This is a genomic window from Pararhizobium mangrovi, assembly GCF_006516965.1.
In the GTDB taxonomy this organism is placed as follows: domain Bacteria; phylum Pseudomonadota; class Alphaproteobacteria; order Rhizobiales; family Rhizobiaceae; genus Pararhizobium_B; species Pararhizobium_B mangrovi.
Map to the genome: position 1 here is coordinate 50,996 of NZ_VHLH01000020.1, position 19,163 is coordinate 70,158.

The window sequence follows — 19,163 nt, forward strand, 5'->3', positions numbered from 1 at the left end:
GCTATCGACTACCGGTCGGACGTCTCCCAGCGCGGATTGATCCACGGTTCCTGGTTCGAAGGCGCCAGCGGCTGGCGGCCGAGGATGTGATCGGCGGCCTTTTCGCCGGTCATGATCGACGGGCCGTTCAGATTGCCGTTGGTGATGCGCGGGAAGATCGAGGAATCGGCGACGCGCAGGTTTTCGACGCCGATGACCCGGCATTCGGGATCGACCACGGATCGCGGATCGTCGGCGCGGCCCATGCGGCAGGTGCCGCAGGGGTGGTAGGCGCTTTCCACCTCGTCGCGGATGAAGGCGTTCAGCGCTTCGTCGCTGGTCGCGTCCTCGCCCGGCATGATCTCTGGGCCGCGATAGGGATCGAAGGCCTTCTGCGAGAAGATCTCGCGCGTCAGTCGAATGCAGTGGCGAAAATCAGCCCAGTCCTCTTCCGTGCTCATGTAGTTGAAGCGGATGACCGGGGCTTCCTTCGCGTTTGCCGAGCGCAGGCGCACCGTGCCGCGCGAGTTCGAGCGCATCGGCCCGACATGGGCCTGGAAGCCGTGCGCCTTCGCCGCCGCCTTGCCGTCGTAGCGAATGGCGACGGGCAGGAAATGGTACTGGATGTCCGGATACTTCACGCCGGCCTTGGAGCGCAGGAAGGCCGCGGCCTCGAACTGGTTGCTCGCACCGAGGCCGGAACGGAAGAAGAGCCACTGCGCGCCGATCAAGGCCTTCGAGAAGAGGTTCAGCTTGGAATAGAGCGTGATGGGCTGCGTGCATTCCTGCTGGATATAGGCCTCGAGATGGTCCTGCAGGTTGGCGCCGACGCCAGGACGATCGGCGACGATTTCGATGCCATGTTCGCTCAGATGCTCGGCCGGGCCGATGCCGGAGAGCATGAGAAGCTTCGGCGAATTGAAGGCCGAGGCGGCGATGACCACCTCCCGGCGCGCCGAGACGATTTCCTTGCGCCCTCGGCGCTCGACCTCGACGCCCGTGGCGCGCTTGTCCTCGATGACGATGCGTCGAGCAAGGCCGCGAACGAGCTTGACGTTGTCGCGTTTGCGGGCTGGTTTGAGATAGGCTTCGGCGGCCGACCAGCGGCGGCCTTGATGGATCGTCTGCTCCATCGGGCCGAAGCCTTCCTGTTTGGAGCCGTTATAGTCGTCCGTCAGCTCGAAACCGGCCTGGCCGCCGGCATCGATGAAGGCCTGGAAGAGGGTGTTTTCCAACCGGCCGCGCTGGATGTGGAGGGGACCGTCCGTGCCGCGCCAGCCTTCTTCACCGCCATGCGAAGTCTCCTGACGCTTGAAGTAGGGAAGCACGTCGGCGAACGACCAGCCGGTCGCACCGCTTTCCGCCCAATGGTTGAAGTCTTCCGCGTGGCCGTGGACGTAGACCATGCCGTTGATCGAGGAGGAGCCGCCGATCACCTTGCCGCGCGGGGCGGCCATGCGGCGGTTGCCGAGATGCGGCTCCGGCTCGGATTTGTAGCCCCAGTCGTAGCGGGCCATGTTCATCGGGTAGGAAAGCGCGGCCGGCATCTTGATGAAGGGGCCGAAATCCGTGCCGCCATGCTCCAGCACGATGACCGAATGCTTGCCGTCTTCGGAAAGGCGCGCGGCGAGGGCCGACCCGGCTGACCCGGCGCCGACGATGACGAAATCCGCTTCCATGAGATGAATCCTGCTGAGAGCGCTTTGCGACCGGATCGAACCAGGTCGCGCGCTCCGTCTCCTTGTTTGCGCATCGTTCGCGACGCCCGACTGGATCAGTCCGGCTTTAGAAATGCTCTAGTACGGGCTGTCGACCGGGCCGCTCGCGACGTAGACGGACTTGATGCGGCTGTAGTGCTCGAGCGCGGCGCGCGAGTTCTCGCGGCCGATGCCGGACTGCTTGACGCCGCCGAATGGCATCTCGATCGGCGTGAGATTGTAGGTGTTGATCCAGCACGTACCGGCATCGAGCCTGGCGATGACGCGGTGGGCGCGCGTGATGTCCTTGGTGAAGAGGCCGGCCGCGAGCCCGAACTGCGTATCGTTGGCGCGGGCGACCACCTCGTCCTCGTCGTCGAAATCCAGCACGGACATGACGGGGCCGAAGATTTCCTCGCGCGCGATCGTCATGCCGTCGGTGACGTCGGCGAAGATGGTCGGCTCGATCCAGAAGCCGTCGTCGAGCCCTTGCATCTTCGGGATGCCGCCGCCGGTCAGAAGCTGGGCGCCGTCGGCCTTGCCGCTCTCGATGTAGTCCACGACCTTCTGGCGCTGCGCGGCGCTGACGATGGGGCCGAGATGGGTCTCCTCGTTCATCGGGTCGCCGAGCCGGATCTTGACCGTGCGCTCGACGAGGCGGTCGAGGAACCTGTCCTTCACGTTCCGCTGGACGAAGACGCGCGTGCCGTTCGTGCAGATCTGGCCGGTGGAATAGAAATTGCCGAGCATGGCGCCACCGATAGCGTCCTCGATGTCGGCGTCTTCGAAGACGATGAGCGGCGACTTGCCGCCGAGTTCGAGCGTCACCTGCGCCAGATGCGAGGACGCGCCCTCCATGATCTTCCGGCCGGTCGGGACCGAGCCCGTCAGCGAGACCTTGGCGATCGCTTCGTGGCGCGTGAGTGCGGCGCCGACGTCACCATATCCCTGGACGACCTGAAAGACGCCCGCCGGCACACCGGCCTCGATGAAGATCTCGGCGAGCTTGAGCGCGGAGAGGGGTGTCAGTTCCGACGGCTTGAAGATCAGCGCGTTGCCGCAGGCGAGCGCCGGGGCGGCCTTCCAGCAGGCAATCTGGATCGGATAGTTCCAGGCGCCGATGCCGGCGCAGATGCCGAGCGGCTCGCGGCGGGTATAGGCGAAGTCGCCGCCGAGATCGATCGCCTCGCCATTGTGTGCGGCGATGACGCTGCCGAAGTATTCGAGCGCCTGCGCGCCCGATTCCGGATCGGCGACGAGGGTCTCCTGCAGCGCCTTGCCGGTGTCGAGCGTTTCGAGTTCGGAGAGTTCGCGGTTGCGGCTGCGGACGATATCTGCGGCCTTGCGTAGGCAGCGTCCGCGCTCGACGGCCGGCATCGCTGCCCATTTGGCCTGGCCCTTCCGCGCGGCGGCGACGGCCTTCTCGATGATCTCGGGCGTGGCGGAATGCACGCGCGCGATCGTTTCGCCGGTGGCGGGATAGATATCCTCGATCACGGCGCCGGCGGTGTCTTCCTCGTAGCCGGCGGCGATGAAGTGGGAGGCTTGCGGTTGTGCGCGCATTGCGGTCATGCCTTCAGTTCGTCGTAGGAAACCATCACGTGATCGCGATAGGCCGGGCGCTCGGTCAGGCGTTCGTAATAGGCCTCGAGCGCCGGTCGCGATGGGCGCGTGATGTCGATGTCGAAATAGCGGTAGAGGATGTGGCCGAACTGGATGTCGGCCATCGTGAAGTCGTCGCCGGCGAGATAGCGGTTCTTCGACAGGCGGTCCTCGGCGATGGCGAGAACGCGGTCGAAGCGCTCGACCGCTCGCGCGATCGCGCCCGGATCCTGTTTTTCCTTCGGCGTGCGCACGACCGCCCAGAAGATCGGTCCGGTGAAGGCGGCGCACGCGGTGGTCTTCGCCCATTCCGCCCACATGTCCACCGGTGCGCGCTCGTACGGCTCGGCAGGCCAGAAGGGGGCTGAGCCGTAGGCCGTGGCGAGCGTGCGCATGATGGCACCGGCCTCGAACATCGGCACGTGATCGCCGTCGCGCACGACCGGCACGAGACCGTTCGGGTTCATCGCCAAGAATTCCGGCGTGTCGGTTCCGCCGTGCCGCCCGCCATAGTCCAGCCGCTCGTGGTCGAGGCCGAGCTCGGCGATCGCCCACATCACGGCCTGCACGTTGGAGGACGTCGCGCGTCCGTAGACGGTGATCATGGCATCCTTACTCGCCACGCGGGAAGCGCTGGCGTTCCTCGAGTACGTTGAGATCCATGTGGTTGCGCATGTAGCGCTCGGAGGCCTTCTGGAGCGGCTGGAAGTCCCACGGATAGTAGGAGCCGTTGCGAAGCGCGTCGTAGACGATCCAGCGCCGGGCCTGGCTCTCGCGCACCTCTGCGTCGAACTTTTCCATGTCCCAGCGCGCACGCACCTTCTGCATGAATTCCGAGACGAGCGTCGCGTTCGCCTCGTCGCTGGCAAGGTTGTTCACCTCGTTCGGATCGGCCTTAAGGTCGAAGAGCTGCGGCGGGTCGAGCTCGCAATGGATGAACTTGTATCTGCCCTCGCGGATCGCGACGAGCGGGGCGTAGGAGGCTTCCGCCGCGTATTCGATCTCGACGCGGCTTTCGCGCTTCGCCTCACCGCGCATGACGGGACCAAGGCTCTCTCCGTCCGTCCACGGCATGATGCTTTCCATGGAGATGCCGGCGAGGTCCGTCATCGTCGGCAGGATGTCGAGGTTCGAGACCGGTTCGTCGACGCGCTTGGGCTCGTTGCCGGGAGCGGCGATCATCAGAGGCACGCGGGACGAGCCCTCGTAGAAGCTCATCTTGAACCACAGGCCGTGCTCGCCGAGCATGTCGCCATGGTCGGCGCAGAAGACGATGACCGTATCGTCCGCCATGCGGGTGCGTTCGAGCACGTCGAGGATCTCGCCGACCTTGTCGTCCAGATAGGAGACATTGGCGAAATAGGCCCGGCGCGAGCGGCGGACGTTCTCCGGCTGGATGTCGAACTTTTCGTAGTCGTTGGCGAGGAAGATGCGCTTGGAGTGCGCGTCCTGCTCCTCGAACGGGATCTCGCCGACTTCCGGGTCGAGATGCTCGCAATCCTCGTAGAGGTCCCAGTACTTCCTGCGCGCGACGTAGGGGTCGTGCGGATGCGTGAACGAGATCGTCAGGCTCCACGGCTTGCGGTTCTCGTCCTCGGATTCGCGCGAGAGCTGGTAGAGCTTCTGAACGCCCTGGAAACAGACCTCGTCGTCGTACTCCATCTGGTTGGAGATCTCGGCAACGCCCGCACCCGTGACCGAGCCGAGATTGTGGTACCACCAGTCGATGCGCTCGCCCGGCTTGCGGTAGTCCGGCGTCCAGCCGAAATCGGCCGGGTAGATGTCCGTCGTCAGCCGGTCCTCGAAGCCATGGAGCTGGTCGGGGCCGACGAAGTGCATCTTGCCAGAAAGGCAGGTCGAGTAGCCGGCGAGCCGCAGATGGTGGGCATAGGTCGGGATGCTGGAAGCGTATTCGGCGGCGTTGTCGTAGACCTTGGTGCGGCTCGGGAGCTGGCCGGCCATGAACGAGGCGCGGCCCGGCGCACACAATGGCGACGACGTGTAGTTGTTGGCGAAGCGCGTCGAGCGGGCAGCGAGCTTCTTCAGGTTCGGCGTGTGAAGCCAGTCGGCCGGGCCGTCGGGAAAGAAGGTTCCGTTCAGCTGGTCGACCATGATGACGAGGATGTTGGGGCGAGTGGTCGGCATCGTCGGGCGTCCCTCCTTCGCACTGTCGGGGTGGTCTTTCCTTCCCTGTCTATTTTTTATTGATCGCGCGTTCAATCAAAAATCGGGGGGATGGATCGTCCGCGTGCTTGGATCTCAACCGTTGGCGTGATGACACAGGCGTTCGCATGAACGATGATCATGGCGCTTTGCTTGAAGAGACATCGCCGAACGAGGATGCAACGGAACATGGTTGTCGATATCGCCAACGAGCGTACGAGGATGATCGCAAATGCGCTCGATCGATTGTCGACGGCCTTTTTGACGGTCGGTGTCCTCGCTCCGGCCGCGAGCGAGATCTACGGCAATGTTCGCGTCGCAGAGAGCCTGGGCGTCTGGACGCCGTTCATCGTCGTCGCTTGGTTTTTGAGTGCGATCGCCTTACATTTGACGGCACATTTGGTCCTTGGAGATCTCAAATGAGCCTCGGTCTTTTCTATACCGTGCTGCCGCTCGCGATCGTTGCTGTGATCTTCGTGGCATTGAAGGCAGCTCGCTACATCTGACGGCCCGCCCATTCACCCTTTGTCGCGCTGGGCCAGGAACGAGTAGTCGCCGAGCGCCATGTAGTGCAGTTCGCGCGCGAGCCGGATTGTCGGCTTGAGGGCGAAGAAGAACGAGCCCACCACGAACATCCAGATGGCGATGGTCTCCGTGCTCTTCCAGAAGAAGAGAACGCTGCCGACGAGGAAGAGGAAGGCGGCGAGGAAATCGACCACCGTGTACCAGACCTCGTAGATCGCGAAGAGGCGCTTGTGCTCGCCGGATTGCTCGCTATTGGCGGGATCGAAGAGTCGCATGGCATCTCCTGCAGGCTCGGTTGGATGGGAACGAGCCTGGTGCAGGCGTCGATGGCGTGTCGCGAGAGCGAAAGCGATGGATGGGTGCGAGGTTCCATCGGCGGGCGAAAGCGTCCGCCCGTAAGACTGCGGGTTCAGGTCGCCGGAACGGGCGTCAGCCGGTCGAGGAGGTCCGCCGCAGCCGTCGCGATGACGGTGCCGGGCGGGAAGATGGCGTCCGCGCCTGCCGTCCGCAGCGCCGCGAAGTCGGCTGGCGGAATGACGCCGCCGACGGCGACGAGGATGCCGCCGCCACCTTCCTGACGCAGCGCGTCGCGCAGTTCGGGGACGAGCGTCAGGTGGCCGGCGGCGAGCGAAGAGACGCCGACGATGTCGACGCCTTCCGTGACGGCGCGCGCGGCGACCTCTCCAGGCGTCTGGAACATCGAACCGACGAGCACGTCGAAGCCGAGGTCGGCGAAGGCGGTGGCGACGACCTTCTGGCCGCGGTCGTGGCCGTCCTGGCCCACTTTCGCGATCAGAATGCGCGGCTTGGCACCGGTGCGCCCGGCGTATTCATGCGCCTTCTCGGCCGCGCGGGCGAAGGCTGGATCGCTCTCGCCGACTTCCGTGCGGTAGACGCCGGAGATGGTTTGCACCTCGGCAACGTGGCGGCCGAAGGCCTTTTCGAGCGCCAGCGAGATCTCGCCGACGGTGGCCCTGGCTCGCGCGGCGTCGACGGCAAAGGCGAGGAGGTTGCCTTCGCCGGTCTCGGCCGCACGCGCGAGAGCTTCGAGTGACGCTTCGAGAGGCGCGACGTCGCGCGTGCCCTTCAGTTCCTGCAGCTTTGCGAGCTGGCGTGCGCGGACCTCGGCATTGTCGATACGGCGGACGTCGACGGTCTCTTCCTCTTCCGGTCTGGCGAAATTGACGCCGACGACGGCCTGCCGGCCACTGTCGATGCGGGCCTGCGTCCGGGCCGCCGCTTCCTCGATGCGCCGCTTCGGCACGCCGGCCTCGATGGCCTTCGCCATGCCGCCGAGATCCTCGACCTCCTCGATGTGGGAAAGAGCACGAGCGGCGAGATCGTGGGTCAGGCGCTCGACGTAATAGGAGCCACCCCACGGGTCGACGATGCGCGTGGTCCCGGATTCTTGCGCCAGAACGTGCTGCGTGTTGCGAGCGATGCGGGCGGAATGGTCGCTCGGCAGCGCCAGCGCCTCGTCGAAGGCGTTGGTGTGGAGCGACTGGGTGTGCCCCTGCGTCGCCGCCATCGCCTCGACCATCGTTCGCATGACGTTTGTCGTCGGGTCCTGTGCGGTGAGCGACCAGCCGGAGGTCTGGCAATGGGTGCGGAGCGCCAGCGACTTCGGGTTTTCCGGCGCGAAGTTGCGCTGCATGAGGCAGGCCCAGAGGAGGCGTGCGGCGCGCAGCTTGGCAACCTCCATGAAGAAGTTCATGCCGATGCCGAAGAAGAATGAAAGGCGCGGCGCGAAGGCGTCGATCGGCTGTCCGGCGGCGATGCCTGCTCGGGCGTACTCGATGCCGTCGGCGAGCGTATAGGCGAGTTCGAGGTCGGCCGAGGCACCGGCTTCCTGCATGTGGTAGCCGGAGATCGAGATCGCGTTGAAGCGTGGCATGTGTCTGGCCGTATAGGCGAAGATGTCGGCGACGATGCGCATCGAGGGCTGCGGCGGATAGATATAGGTGTTGCGGACCATGAACTCCTTGAGAATGTCGTTCTGGATGGTCCCGGACAGCTTTTCCGGTGGAACGCCCTGTTCCTCGGCTGCGACGATGTAGAGCGCCATGATCGGCAGCACGGCGCCGTTCATGGTCATCGACACGCTCATCTTGTCGAGCGGGATACCCTCGAAGAGCTGGCGCATGTCGAGGATGGAATCGATTGCCACACCTGCCATCCCGACGTCGCCGGCGGCGCGCTCGTGGTCGCTGTCGTAGCCGCGATGGGTGGCGAGGTCGAAGGCGACTGAGAGGCCCTTCTGTCCGGCGGCGAGGTTGGCGCGGTAGAAGGCGTTCGACTCTTCGGCCGTGGAGTAGCCCGCATATTGGCGGATCGTCCACGGCTGCTGCAGGTACATCGTGGGGTAAGGGCCGCGCAGGAAAGGTGCGGAACCCGGAAAGGTGTCGAGGAAGGGCAGGCCATCGAGGTCGACGGCTTCATAGGCGGTCTTCACGTCGATGCCTTCGGGGGTCGCATGAACCGTGGGGCTCGAAGTTTCGCCGAATATCGACTGCCGGTGCCATTCGAGGCTAGAAAAGTTGGGAACGCGGCTCATGGATGCGTCTCCTCGATCCCGGCATGGAGCGGTGCGAGCGTCAGCGCTCGGCGCGAACCGCGTGGTATCGATGGCTCGGGTTCGCGTTCGGCGAGCACGGCGACCGGGCGAGGGGCATCCGGTCGATAGTGCGTCGTGCCGATGATCGGCCGCTTTCCCTCGCGGATTGCCTGCGTGCGGGCCGCACGGCCTTGCCGGATGCGCTCCTGCACGTGGCCACCGGCGAGGCTCGCCATGATGCCGCCTTCGCGCTCGATCGTCTGGAACTCGGCCCAGGCAGCGTTTGCGAGCGCATCGGTCAGCATTTCGATGCCACCGGCACCGGCAGCCGGATCGGCGACGCGCGCGAGGTGGCTTTCGCGCAGGAGCACGAGTTGCGTGTTGCGGGCGATGCGCCGCGCCGCGCCGTCGGGCAGGCCGAGCGCGATCGTATGCGGCAGGACGGCGATGCTGTCGGCGCCGCCGATGCCGGCCGCGAAGGCGGCGAGCGTGTTGCGCAGGATATTCGTTTCCGGGTCCTCTCGCGTCGCCATGCGCAGGGACGTTTCGGCGTGGACGAAAACTGGGGCAGCCTCGCCGACGCCGCAGGCGGATGCGATGCGCGCGTGCAGCAGGCGCAGGGCGCGGATCTTGGCGATGCCGAGCATCTGCTGCTGATCGACCGAGACGGCGAGCCCGGTCATGGCGAGCAGCGTCTCCGGCGCCATGCCACCGTCTTCCGCCGCGCGCAGCATGGCGACGAGCGCGGCGGCGACGAAGCCGAGTTCCTGCGCTTCGCTCGCGCCGGCATTGTGGGCGATGCGGCCGTCGGCGGTGAGCACCGTTCCGCCGAATCCCGGGTCGGCGAGATCCTCCGCAAAGCGGGCAAGTTCGCCGGTCAGGGAGAAGTCGCGTGCCGTCGATGCTGCGGCCGAAACCGGGTCGAGGCCGAAATGCACTTCGATTTCGCCCGGACTGTGGGCGGTCCGCGCCAGAAGGTCGGCGAGCGCCCGGCCAGCCATGGCGCTACCTTCCAGGCGAAGGGCGAGCGTCCCGGGATCGACTTCTTCGAGAATGCGGGCAAGTGCCGGGCGCACCGGCTGCGCGAGCCCGAAGCCATAGGCTGTGGGCGCACCGCCGACGGCGAGAACGAGCGTTTGCGCACCGTTCGCCGTGTCTTCCTTCGCCTGCGCGGCGGCGCGCACGGTCTCGGGATCGTCGATACGCTGGGCGAGGTGCCAGGGGCGACCGGCGTTCCGGCGAGGAAGCGGTCGCGTGTCGCCGCGTCGCGTATGGATCGGTCCGTATGAGATTCCGTCGTCGGTTCGCGTGGTCAGCGCCTCGTCGAAATCCGCACCCTTCAGGGCGCGTTCGGCGAGCGCGCGCCACCCGGCTTCGTCGATCGGCTCGAAGCGGGCATTGTCGATGACGCTTGAATCCATGCGGCCTCCCGATCGCGACTGCTTGCGCGGTCGCCTGCTCCGCGCTTGCCGGCGGGGCTGCGAACGCGTTCCGCCCAGACTGGATCAGACCGACTTCGCCGACAATGTGCAAACGGCAAGAAAGGTTCGCGGCAGATGGGTTCGCGATGGATGGAGGGCAGGGCGAGGGGAAATGCCGCCCGGCGACCGATGACTGGAGGTACTTTCATTCGGTCGCCGGGCGTTCGATACGTGCACGCTCGAAAGGCGTACGCATCGAAAGGGTATGGTCAGTGCCCTCCGCCGCCGCCGGCGCTGGCAGGCGGCTTGCGCATGAGGACGGCACAGACGGCAAGCAGCGCGAAAAGCAGCGTCAATAGGTAGAAGATGTCCATGAAGGACATGACCTGCGCCTGCATGCGGACACGGCCGACCATCTGCGCCAGCGCGCCTTCCTGTGCCTGCATGCCGTGCGCCGCCAGATTGTGCGCCATCATCGAAAGCTGGCGCATGGCTTCCGGGTTCGACCAGTTGACGTGTTCGCTCAGGCGTTCGTAATGCATGTCGGCGCGGTGGATGAGGATCGTGTTGATGAGTGCGAGGCCTACCGCACCGCCGAGGTTACGGGTCAGGTTGAACAGGCCGGAGGCATTTTTGAGGCGTTCGGGCGGAAGCGTGCCCAATGCCAGATTGTTGATCGTCACCATGCACAGCATCAGCGAGACGCCGCGGAAAACCTGCGGCACGAAGATCTCCCAGTAGTCCCATTCCGGCGTGATGCCGGTCATCATCCAGGTGCCGGTCGCAAAGCCGATGAAGCCGATCAGCAGCATGACACGCGGATCGAGCTTGTTGGAAAGCGCGCCGGCGACCGGGGCGGTCATGAACATCGCCGCGCCGGAGACGAAGACGGCCTCGCCGATCATCAGCGAATCGTAGCCGCGCACCCGGCCGAGATAGAGGGGGAAGAGGTAGGTGAGTCCGTAGAGGCCGATGCCCATGACGAAGGAAAAGAGCGATCCGAACGAGAAGTTGACGTCCTTGAAGGCCGAAAGGTCGACGATCGGCTGTTCGGCGTTGAAGGCCCGTTGGAAGAAGACCAGCCCGCCGATCACCATGGTGATGGCGAAGACGAAGACGGCCCTGTCCTGCAGCCAGTCGTTCTGCGGGCCTTCCTCGAGCACGTATTCCATCGAGCCGAGGAAGATCGCCATTGCCGCAAGGCCGGTCCAGTCGAACTTCTTCAGGAGCGAACGATCGCCCTCGTCGAAATCGATCAGCGTCCAGGCCGCGATCGCGACGCCGATACCGGGGATCACGTTGATCAGGAAAAGCCAGTGCCAGGAAAAGGCGTGGCTCAGATAGCCGCCGATCGTCGGGCCGATCGTCGGTGCGAGCGTCGCGACGAGGCCGATCATCGGCGAGACGATGGCGCGCTTGGACGGCGGGAAGATCGTGAACGCGGCCGCGAAGACGGAAGGGATCATGCCGCCGCCGATGAAGCCCTGCAGCGCGCGGTAGACCATCATCTCGTCCATGTTGGTCGCCGTGGCACAGAGCAGGCTCGCCAGCGTGAAGCCGGCGGCGGAGACGGTGAAGAGCACGCGCGTGGAGAGCAGCCGGCCGAGGAAGCCGGAAAGCGGGATCATCACCACCTCGGCGATGAGATAGGCCGTCTGCACCCAGGCGATCTCGTCCGGGCTGGCGGACAGGCCGGCCTGGATCTCCGCGAGCGAGGCCGACACCACCTGGATGTCGAGGATCGCCATGAACATGCCGAAGACCATGGCAAGGAACGCGAAGAGCTTGCGCGTATCCATGCTGTCGGCGGGTGCCGGTGCCGGCGGGGCACCGGCCGTGATGGTGGACGAAGTGGCCATGGCTCGATGTCTTCGAAGAACGATGCGGGTTCGTTGCGTTACTTCGCCGGATTGCCGGCGTCGGGCGCGGTGCGCGTGTCGATGTCGGCGACGACGCTCAGGCCCGCGCGCAGCCTGCCGCTGTCGAGCGCGTCCTTCGGCAGTTCGATGCGAACGGGCACGCGCTGGACGACCTTGGTGAAGTTGCCGGTGGCGTTGTCGGAGGGCAGCAGCGAGAAGACCGAGCCGGAAGCCGGCGCGATCGAGGCGACCGTGCCTTCGATCGTGTGGCCGTCGAGCGCGTCGACGCTGATCGTCGCCTTTTCGCCCGGCACCACGCCGGCAAGCTGCGTCTCCTTCAGGTTGGCGCGGATGTAGAGCTTCTTCATCGGCACGAGCGCGGCGAGCTTCTGGCCGGCGGACACGAAATCCCCGGTCTCGACCGCGCGATTGCCGACCACGCCGTCATAGGGCGCGCGCAGGACGGTCTGGTTCAGATTGCGCTCTGCCTGATCGATGGCGAGCTTGAGGCTCGGGATCTGGCTTTCGGCTTCGGCGTACTGCGCCTTGAGAACGCCGACATTGGCCTTCGCGGCGGCGATCTGCGCATCCGCACCGGTCAGTTTCGCGCTTGCCGAAGCAAGGGCTGCATCGGCGTTGTCGACTTCCGACTGCGAGGCGACGCGCGTCTTCAAGAGGCTGCGCGCGCGATCGGCGGTCGACTTGGCGTTGTCGGCCGTCGCCTGCGACGCCTGTTTCTCGGCCTGCGCCTGCGCGACGGAAGCCTCGGCGGCCTTTTCCTGAGCCTGGATGCGGTTCAGCGTCTGCTGCTGGCTCTTGACGGCGGCCTTCGCCTGTTCGAGCGCGATGCGGTAGTCGCCGTCCTCCAGGCGCACGAGCACGTCGCCGGCCTTCACCTGCTGGTTTTCCGTGAAGTTCACAGACGCGACGTAGCCCTGGATCTTCGGGGCGAGCGCGGCGATATCGGCCTGGACATAGGCGTCGTCGGTGGAAACGATAAAGCGACCGACCGTCCAGTAGTGGTAGCCGTAATAGGCGCCGCCGGCGAGAAGCGCCAGGCCGATGATCGGCAGGAGCATCTTGCGCAGGCCGCGCTTCTTCTTCTTCGGAGCATCGGCGGAGGCGCCGGCGGAATGCGCCGGCTCGACGTCGGGACCCGGCACCTCCTGCGGTGCGGTCCGCTCGCGCGATTCCGGACGTGCCGGGAAGGGACGTACCGTATCCTCGCCCTCGGCCTTTTCGCGCAGGGCGCTGTCCTGATCGTGATTGCTCATCGTATGACCTCGTGGATATACCGAACCGTTCGGTTCGAACTTGACATAGCCAAAGACACACGACATATCAAGAGGAAATCGAACCGCACGGTTCGAATAATTCTGCCGGGAGGTCAGGCTGGGCGATGGCGAACGTTTCGGACGATACGATGCAGGGCAAGGGCTGCGGCCAGCGCGGACGTGCGGGCCGGCATGCGGCGGGCTGCGACCCGGTCAAGCGCGACCAGATCCTGAACGGCGCCTACGCGGTCTTCAGCCGGATGGGCTTCGATGCCGCGAGCATGAACGACATCACCCGCGAGGCGAACGTCTCGAAGGGCACGATCTACGTCTATTTCGAGAGCAAGGAAGACCTTTTCGAGGCCCTCGTCGACCGCGAGCGCGATCTTCTGTTCAGGGACATGCACACTGCGCTGGAGGGTGACGATTCGGTTCCGGCAAAGCTCCGCCGCTTCGGCAAGATCCTGACCCGGCTGATCACCTCGGACAAGGTCATTCAGGCGCAGCGCATCGTCATCGGCGTCAGCGAGCGCATGCCGGCGCTCGGCGCGAGCTTCTACAAGAAGGGTCCGCGGCAGGGCAAACAGCTCCTCACCGATTTTCTGGAGCAGCAGGTTTCGGCCGGCTTGCTGGCGATCGACGATATCGATCTCGCTTCCTACCAGTTCGCCGAACTGTGCCTTGCCGGTCTATTCCGCCGCCGCATCTTCGCCGAAATGCCGAAGCCGCCGTCTCATGCGGAAATCGAGCGCAATGTCGACGGCGCGCTGCGTGTCTTTCTCGCCGCCTACGCGACGAGTGCGTGTCCCAACGCCTGATCCGAAACGTCTGGTCCGAAACTTTCGATCGTGAACGTCCGGCCCCGAACGGGCCGGTGTCGGATACGGTACGAATGCATGAGGCGCCGGACCCGATCCGATCGGGTCCGGCGCCTCGTTGCTTTGTTTTACCGTATCGTTCGCGACGCCGGACTGGATCGGTCCGGCCGGAAAATGCGCTAGACGACGAGGATCGGCGAGTGCACCTGGACGTGGCTGTAGAGGTGGATCACGTCCTGGTTCATCATGCGAATGCAGCCCGACGAGACGGCCTTGCCGATGGAATTCCACTCCGGCGAGCCGTGGACGCGGTAGAGCGTGTCGTGGCCGTCCTGGAAGATGTACATGGCGCGCGCGCCGAGCGGGTTCATCAGGCCCGGATCCATGCCGCCGTTCTTGGCCGAATACTTCGCGAGTTCGGGCTGGCGGTCGATCATCTCGGAAGGCGGCGTCCAGGTCGGCCAATGCTTCTTCGCCTGGATCTGGCCGCGGCCCGACCAGCCGAAGCCGGCCCGCCCGACACCCACGCCGTAACGCGTCGCCGTACCGTCGCCATGGACGTGGTAGAGGAGCTTCTCGTTGGGGTCGACGACGATCGTTCCCGGATCCTCGCCCGTCGGATCCTCGACGATCTGGCGCCAGAATTGCGGGTCGATCTGGTGATAGGGAACGGCCGGGATGACGTAGCCGTCGTCCGTCATGCTGCCGTAGACTTCGGCATAGGACGTGTCGCCGGGCGGCAAATCCGGCCCCGGATCGTCGTAAAACGCCGTCGGTGCGGTTTCCGCGGTAAAACGCTGGGTAGTAGAGGAGGCGCAGCCCGCAAGGCCGGCGGCAGCCGCCGCACCGCCTGCTGCTAGGAAGCCGCGGCGCGTCAACGCCATTCTGCCCGAACGGTCCGAAACCGAAATCATCTTCTTCATGTTACGCATACCTGTCTCGTCGCGCCTCGCACATGGACGCATCCTGATAGAACCGATGGCGGCTAGAATAGGCCTTCCGCGTGCGCGAAACTGTCTCCGCAGTGCCACACACGGCCGTTTCGTGCGGCCGTGCCGAAACATGTGACGATGCGTGTGCGATCGCATTGCCCCCAGATCGTCTCGCCGCCGGGCGAATTTTGCCTAGCGACATGCGATGCAACGCGGTTTCGCCGGACGCGTTCCCGACGCGACCTTCCGTCGCGGAAAGAGGGTTAACATCCCGCGGCGAGGCCGGACAGGGAGGCAAGAACCCGCTCCGGCGGCAGGTCGGTGTATTCGTCGGGTTTCGCGTTACGGTTGATCCAGACGGGGCGGAAGCCGAAGGCGCGGGCGCCGGCGATGTCCCACCGGTTCGACGAATGGAAGGAGACGGCGCCCGGTGCGATGTCGTAGGCGTCGGTGACGAGGCGGTAGGTCGGCGAGGCCGTCTTGTAGCGCGCGATCGGGTGGACCGAGAAGACGTCGTCGAGCAGCGTGTCGATACCGGCGTTCTTCGTTGCCGAACGCAGCATGTCGGGCGAGCCGTTGGAAAGGATCGCGACCCGCGCACCGCTTTCCTTCAGCCGCGAAAGCACCTCGGGCACTTCCTCGTAGCAGTCGAGCTCCCAATAGGCCTCGAGAAGGCGCGCGCGCAGGCTCGTCTCGATCTCCGGAACGCTCGCCATGGCGTAGTCGAGCGCCTGTTCGGTCAGCGTGCGGAAGTCGAGATAGGCTCCGGTCAGCTCCCGCACCCAGGAATATTCGAGCTGCTTTGCGCGCCAGATTTCCGAGAGCGTCTCGCCCAGGTCGCCGGCATGGCGGCGTACGGCGCTGTGCACGTCGAAGAGGGTGCCGTAGGCGTCGAACACATAGGCGGCGGGGGTGGCGTCCTGGTCTGGCATGGCGAACATTCCTGTTACGTGACGGTTACGATGTGTCGTGGCAAACGGCCGCGTCAAGCGCACGCGTGCCGCCGCGCCGGTGACCTTGACGCGAGTGGACGGAAGCGATTTTGATCCGGGGCGACGGTGCGCGGGTCTCGCGCATCGCTCTTTCGGCAAACGGGAACGATGCACGATGGCGGTGGATACGAACGCTCAGACCCCGACCTGGACCTATCTCGACGGCGCGTGGGTCGAAGGCAATCCGGCGATCGCCGGTCCGCGCTCCCACGTCATGTGGCTCGGCTCCAGCGTCTTCGACGGGGCGCGCTGGTTCGACGGCATGGCGCCGGACCTCGATCTGCATTGCCAGCGGGTCAACCGGTCGGCAAGCGCGCTCGGCCTCGAGCCGACCATGCGTGCCGAGGAGATCGAGACGCTGACGTGGGAGGGCGTGAAGCGGTTCGACGGCAAGACGGCGATCTACGTGCGGCCGATGTACTGGGCCGAGCATGGCGGCTTCATGGGCGTGCCGGCCGACCCGGCTTCCACGCGCTTCTGCCTTTGCCTCTACGAGGCTGCGATGCTGCCGCCCAAGGGCTTCACGCTGACGCTTTCGCCGTTCCGCCGGCCGACCATCGAGACGATGCCGACGAACGCGAAATCGGGATGCCTCTACCCCAACAACGGCCGGGCGATCATGGAGGCGCGCTCGCGCGGGTTCGACAACGCGCTGCTTCGCGACATGCTCGGGAACGTGGCGGAGACGGGGACCTCGAACGTCTTCATCGCCAAGGACGGCGTGGTGATGACGCCGATCGCCAACGGCACCTTCCTTTCCGGCATCACGCGGGCACGCACGATCGCCCTCCTGCGCGCCGACGGTGTCGACGTGCGCGAAATGGCGCTGACGGTCGCCGATTTCGCCGAGGCCGACGAGATCTTTTCGACGGGCAACCACTCCAAGGTGGTGCCGATCACCCGTTTCGAGCAGCGTGAATTCGCCCCCGGTCCGATGATGGAGCGGGCGAGGACCCTTTATCTGGACTGGGCTTCCTCGCTTCCGCGGGGGTGACGAAGCGCCTCCTCGCATGGTTGCGGCCGGTGGAACATTCGGCCGGCTGACCGGTTTCCTGCACGGACGCCGCGGACAGCCCGGCACGCAATAATCACCGAAGCATACGAACGCGAGAAGGAGACGCGCAATGGCTTTCGAACTCCCCGATCTTCCCTATGATTACGATGCGCTTTCCCCCTACATGTCGCGGGAAACGCTCGAATATCACCACGACAAGCACCACAATGCCTATGTGACGAAGGGCAACGATCTCGCCAAGGAAGCCGGCATGGACGGCGAGCCGCTCGAAGAGATCGTCAAGAAGTCCTACGGGTCGAACCAGGGCCTCTTCAACAACGCCGCGCAGCACTACAACCATCTGCACTTCTGGAACTGGATGAAGAAGGGCGGCGGCGGCAAGAGCCTGCCCGGCAAGCTCGAAAGCGCCTTCCAGAGCGATCTCGGCGGCTACGACAAGTTCCGCGAGGATTTCCTCGCCGCGGGCGCCGGCCAGTTCGGCTCCGGCTGGGCGTGGGTCGCGGTCAAGGACGGCAAGCTCGAGATCATGAAGACGCCGAACGGCGAGAACCCGCTCGTCCACGGCGGCACGCCGATCCTCGGCGTCGACGTGTGGGAGCACTCCTACTACATCGACTATCGTAACGCCCGGCCGAAATATCTCGAGGCCTTCGTCGACAGCCTCGTCAACTGGGACTACGTCCTGGAACTCTACGAAAAGGCCGCCTGAACGGCTTGAAGAAGGGGCCTGGCAAACCATGCCGGGCCCCTTCTTCTTAGGTCGCTGTCCGCTCACGCAAGCGTGAGCGGGTGCGAGAGCGTTAAAGGGTGGCGGCGTGCGACACTTCGTCTACCCTTCGATCCATGCAGATGGAGGGAGACGAGCCATGAAGAAGACTGCAATCCTTCTCGCCGGCCTTGCCTTGACGACCGGACTGGCCGTCGCCGCCGACAATCCGGTCGAGACGCGGCAGGCGATCATGGATTCCAACGGCGCGGCAGCCGGGCTTTCCGGCGCCATGATGAAGGGCGACGTCGACTATTCGCCGGCAGCCGGCAAGTCGGCAATCGAAAGCTTCCATGCCTCGGCGATGGCTTTCGGCGCGTTCTTCCCCGAAGATTCAAAGGATGCCGACGGCACGAAGGCATCGCCGAAGATCTGGAGCGATCCGCAGGCGTTCCAAAAGGCGCTCGACGACTGGAAGCAGGATACGCAGGCCGCGCTGAAGATTTCCGGCAAGGACGGTCCGCAGGATCTGCAGGCCTTCCAGAAGGCGGTGCAGCCGATCCTTCAGAACTGCAAGAGCTGCCATCAGGACTTCAGGCTGAGTAACTAGCGCGTTTTCGCCGGTCCGTGATGCGCAAGGTCCTGCTTGCCGTTCTCGTCGTCATCGTCGTGGTGGCGGTCTCCGGCTGGGTCGCGTCCGGTCCGCGCCCGCTCGACGCGTCGCTCGTTGCCAGTGCCGGCAAGGGCGACGCGAAGGCTGGAGAGACGATGTTCTGGGCCGGCGGATGCGCCGGCTGTCACGCAGGGAAGAACGCCAAGGGCGACGACCTTCTCAAGCTCGGCGGCGGGCAGAAGCTCGACACCGCATTCGGCCTCTTCGTTACCCCGAACATTTCGCCCGATCCGGAGCACGGCATTGGCAAATGGTCCTTCGCACAGTTCGCCAACGCGGTGAAGCGCGGCATCGGCCCGGACGGAAAACATCTCTATCCGGCCTTTCCCTATCCCGACTATGAGCGCATGCGCGTGAAGGATGTCGCCGACCTCTGGGCCTACATGAAGACTCTGCCGAAGGTCCAAACCGATCCGCCGGGCAACTCCGTTCCGTTTCCCTTCAACATTCGTCGCGGTATCGGCCTGTGGAAACGGGCCTTCCTGCATCCGAAGCCGGTCGTCGCACTCGCCACCGACGCGGATGCCGAACTGAAGCGCGGGCGCTATCTCGTCGAGGGGCCGGGCCATTGCGGTGCGTGCCACACGCCGCGCGACAGCGCCGGCGGCTCGGACTACGACCAATGGCTTGCCGGTGGCCCCAATCCGGACGGCAAGGGAAAGATCCCCAACATCACGCCGAGCAAGGCGGGCATCGGAAGCTGGTCGAAGAGCGATATCGTCTATTTTCTCGAAAGCGGCTTCACGCCGAGCTACGATACCGTCGGCGGGTCCATGGTGGCGGTCCAGAACGACATCGCGCATCTGCCGAAGAGCGACCGTGAGGCGATCGCCGCCTATCTGAAGGCCGTTCCTGCCCTACCGCCGAAGAGCGACGATTGAGTTCGCCGCGGCGATCGTTCTCGATTCGGGCCATGCGCGTATGCGGATGGAACTCAAATCGAGAAAGTTTGC

Annotated in this window: 17 protein-coding genes; 6 read left to right on the forward strand and 11 right to left on the reverse strand. The window is 65.1% G+C overall.

What is annotated here, in order from left to right; translation table 11 throughout:
* Window positions 1-8: 8 nt before the first annotated feature.
* From betA to betC, 4 genes are all read right to left on the reverse strand, one after another.
* The gene (gene betA, locus FJU11_RS11350; protein WP_141167169.1) at window positions 9-1,658 is read right to left on the reverse strand and encodes a choline dehydrogenase; all 1,650 of its coding nucleotides are present in this window, start codon (window positions 1,656-1,658) and stop codon (window positions 9-11) included.
* Window positions 1,659-1,775: 117 nt separating this feature from the next.
* A complete protein-coding gene (gene betB, locus FJU11_RS11355; protein ID WP_141167200.1) occupies window positions 1,776-3,239 on the reverse strand; it encodes a betaine-aldehyde dehydrogenase in 1,464 nt (487 codons plus the stop codon).
* Window positions 3,240-3,244: 5 nt separating this feature from the next.
* Window positions 3,245-3,901: a glutathione S-transferase family protein gene (locus FJU11_RS11360; protein ID WP_235890996.1), complete on the reverse strand. Its 657-nt coding sequence runs from the start codon at window positions 3,899-3,901 to the stop codon at window positions 3,245-3,247.
* On the reverse strand, window positions 3,891-5,423 hold the full coding sequence (gene betC, locus FJU11_RS11365; protein WP_141167170.1) for a choline-sulfatase: 1,533 nt from the start codon (window positions 5,421-5,423) through the stop codon (window positions 3,891-3,893). The genes FJU11_RS11360 and betC overlap by 11 nt, the downstream gene beginning before the upstream one ends.
* Window positions 5,424-5,630: 207 nt before the next feature.
* Between betC and FJU11_RS11370 the strand changes: the two genes are divergently transcribed.
* Window positions 5,631-5,864, forward strand: coding sequence for a hypothetical protein (locus FJU11_RS11370; RefSeq protein ID WP_235890997.1), 234 nt, complete (start codon window positions 5,631-5,633; stop codon window positions 5,862-5,864).
* 95 nt (window positions 5,865-5,959) lie between these two features.
* On the opposite strand, the gene FJU11_RS11375 is transcribed toward FJU11_RS11370, so the two are convergent.
* From FJU11_RS11375 to FJU11_RS11395, 5 genes are all read right to left on the reverse strand, one after another.
* Complete coding sequence (locus FJU11_RS11375; protein ID WP_141167172.1) at window positions 5,960-6,241, reverse strand: YrhK family protein; 282 nt, start codon at window positions 6,239-6,241, stop codon at window positions 5,960-5,962.
* A 134-nt stretch (window positions 6,242-6,375) separates the two neighbouring features.
* Window positions 6,376-8,520, reverse strand: coding sequence for a methylmalonyl-CoA mutase (gene scpA, locus FJU11_RS11380; RefSeq protein WP_141167173.1), 2,145 nt, complete (start codon window positions 8,518-8,520; stop codon window positions 6,376-6,378).
* Window positions 8,517-9,941, reverse strand: coding sequence for a methylmalonyl-CoA mutase family protein (locus FJU11_RS11385; RefSeq protein ID WP_141167174.1), 1,425 nt, complete (start codon window positions 9,939-9,941; stop codon window positions 8,517-8,519). The genes scpA and FJU11_RS11385 overlap by 4 nt, the downstream gene beginning before the upstream one ends.
* Window positions 9,942-10,210: 269 nt before the next feature.
* Window positions 10,211-11,800, reverse strand: coding sequence for a DHA2 family efflux MFS transporter permease subunit (locus tag FJU11_RS11390; RefSeq protein ID WP_141167175.1), 1,590 nt, complete (start codon window positions 11,798-11,800; stop codon window positions 10,211-10,213).
* A 38-nt stretch (window positions 11,801-11,838) separates the two neighbouring features.
* The gene (locus FJU11_RS11395) at window positions 11,839-13,074 is read right to left on the reverse strand and encodes an HlyD family secretion protein (protein ID WP_141167176.1); all 1,236 of its coding nucleotides are present in this window, start codon (window positions 13,072-13,074) and stop codon (window positions 11,839-11,841) included.
* A 125-nt stretch (window positions 13,075-13,199) separates the two neighbouring features.
* Between FJU11_RS11395 and FJU11_RS11400 the strand changes: the two genes are divergently transcribed.
* Entirely contained in the window at window positions 13,200-13,892 is a 693-nt protein-coding gene (locus FJU11_RS11400; RefSeq protein WP_141167177.1) for a TetR/AcrR family transcriptional regulator, read from the forward strand.
* Window positions 13,893-14,071: 179 nt separating this feature from the next.
* Here the strand turns inward: FJU11_RS11400 and FJU11_RS11405 are convergent, their stop codons facing one another.
* Window positions 14,072-14,824 (reverse strand): L,D-transpeptidase, encoded by a 753-nt coding sequence (locus tag FJU11_RS11405; protein ID WP_235890998.1) that lies wholly within the window; start codon window positions 14,822-14,824, stop codon window positions 14,072-14,074.
* Window positions 14,825-15,087: 263 nt separating this feature from the next.
* Window positions 15,088-15,756, reverse strand: a complete 669-nt coding sequence (locus tag FJU11_RS11410; protein WP_141167178.1) for a haloacid dehalogenase type II — start codon at window positions 15,754-15,756, stop codon at window positions 15,088-15,090.
* A gap of 175 nt (window positions 15,757-15,931) precedes the next feature.
* On the opposite strand from FJU11_RS11410, the gene FJU11_RS11415 reads away from it, so the two are divergent.
* The 4 genes from FJU11_RS11415 to FJU11_RS11430 all read left to right on the forward strand — a co-directional run bounded on the left by FJU11_RS11415 (window position 15,932) and on the right by FJU11_RS11430 (window position 19,091).
* On the forward strand, window positions 15,932-16,810 hold the full coding sequence (locus FJU11_RS11415) for a branched-chain amino acid aminotransferase (RefSeq protein WP_141167179.1): 879 nt from the start codon (window positions 15,932-15,934) through the stop codon (window positions 16,808-16,810).
* A 130-nt stretch (window positions 16,811-16,940) separates the two neighbouring features.
* Window positions 16,941-17,540, forward strand: a complete 600-nt coding sequence (locus tag FJU11_RS11420; protein ID WP_141167180.1) for a superoxide dismutase — start codon at window positions 16,941-16,943, stop codon at window positions 17,538-17,540.
* Between the two features lie 157 nt (window positions 17,541-17,697).
* Window positions 17,698-18,147: a c-type cytochrome gene (locus tag FJU11_RS11425; protein WP_141167181.1), complete on the forward strand. Its 450-nt coding sequence runs from the start codon at window positions 17,698-17,700 to the stop codon at window positions 18,145-18,147.
* Window positions 18,148-18,167: 20 nt separating this feature from the next.
* Window positions 18,168-19,091: a cytochrome c gene (locus FJU11_RS11430; protein ID WP_141167203.1), complete on the forward strand. Its 924-nt coding sequence runs from the start codon at window positions 18,168-18,170 to the stop codon at window positions 19,089-19,091.
* The last annotated feature ends 72 nt before the right edge of the window (window positions 19,092-19,163 follow it).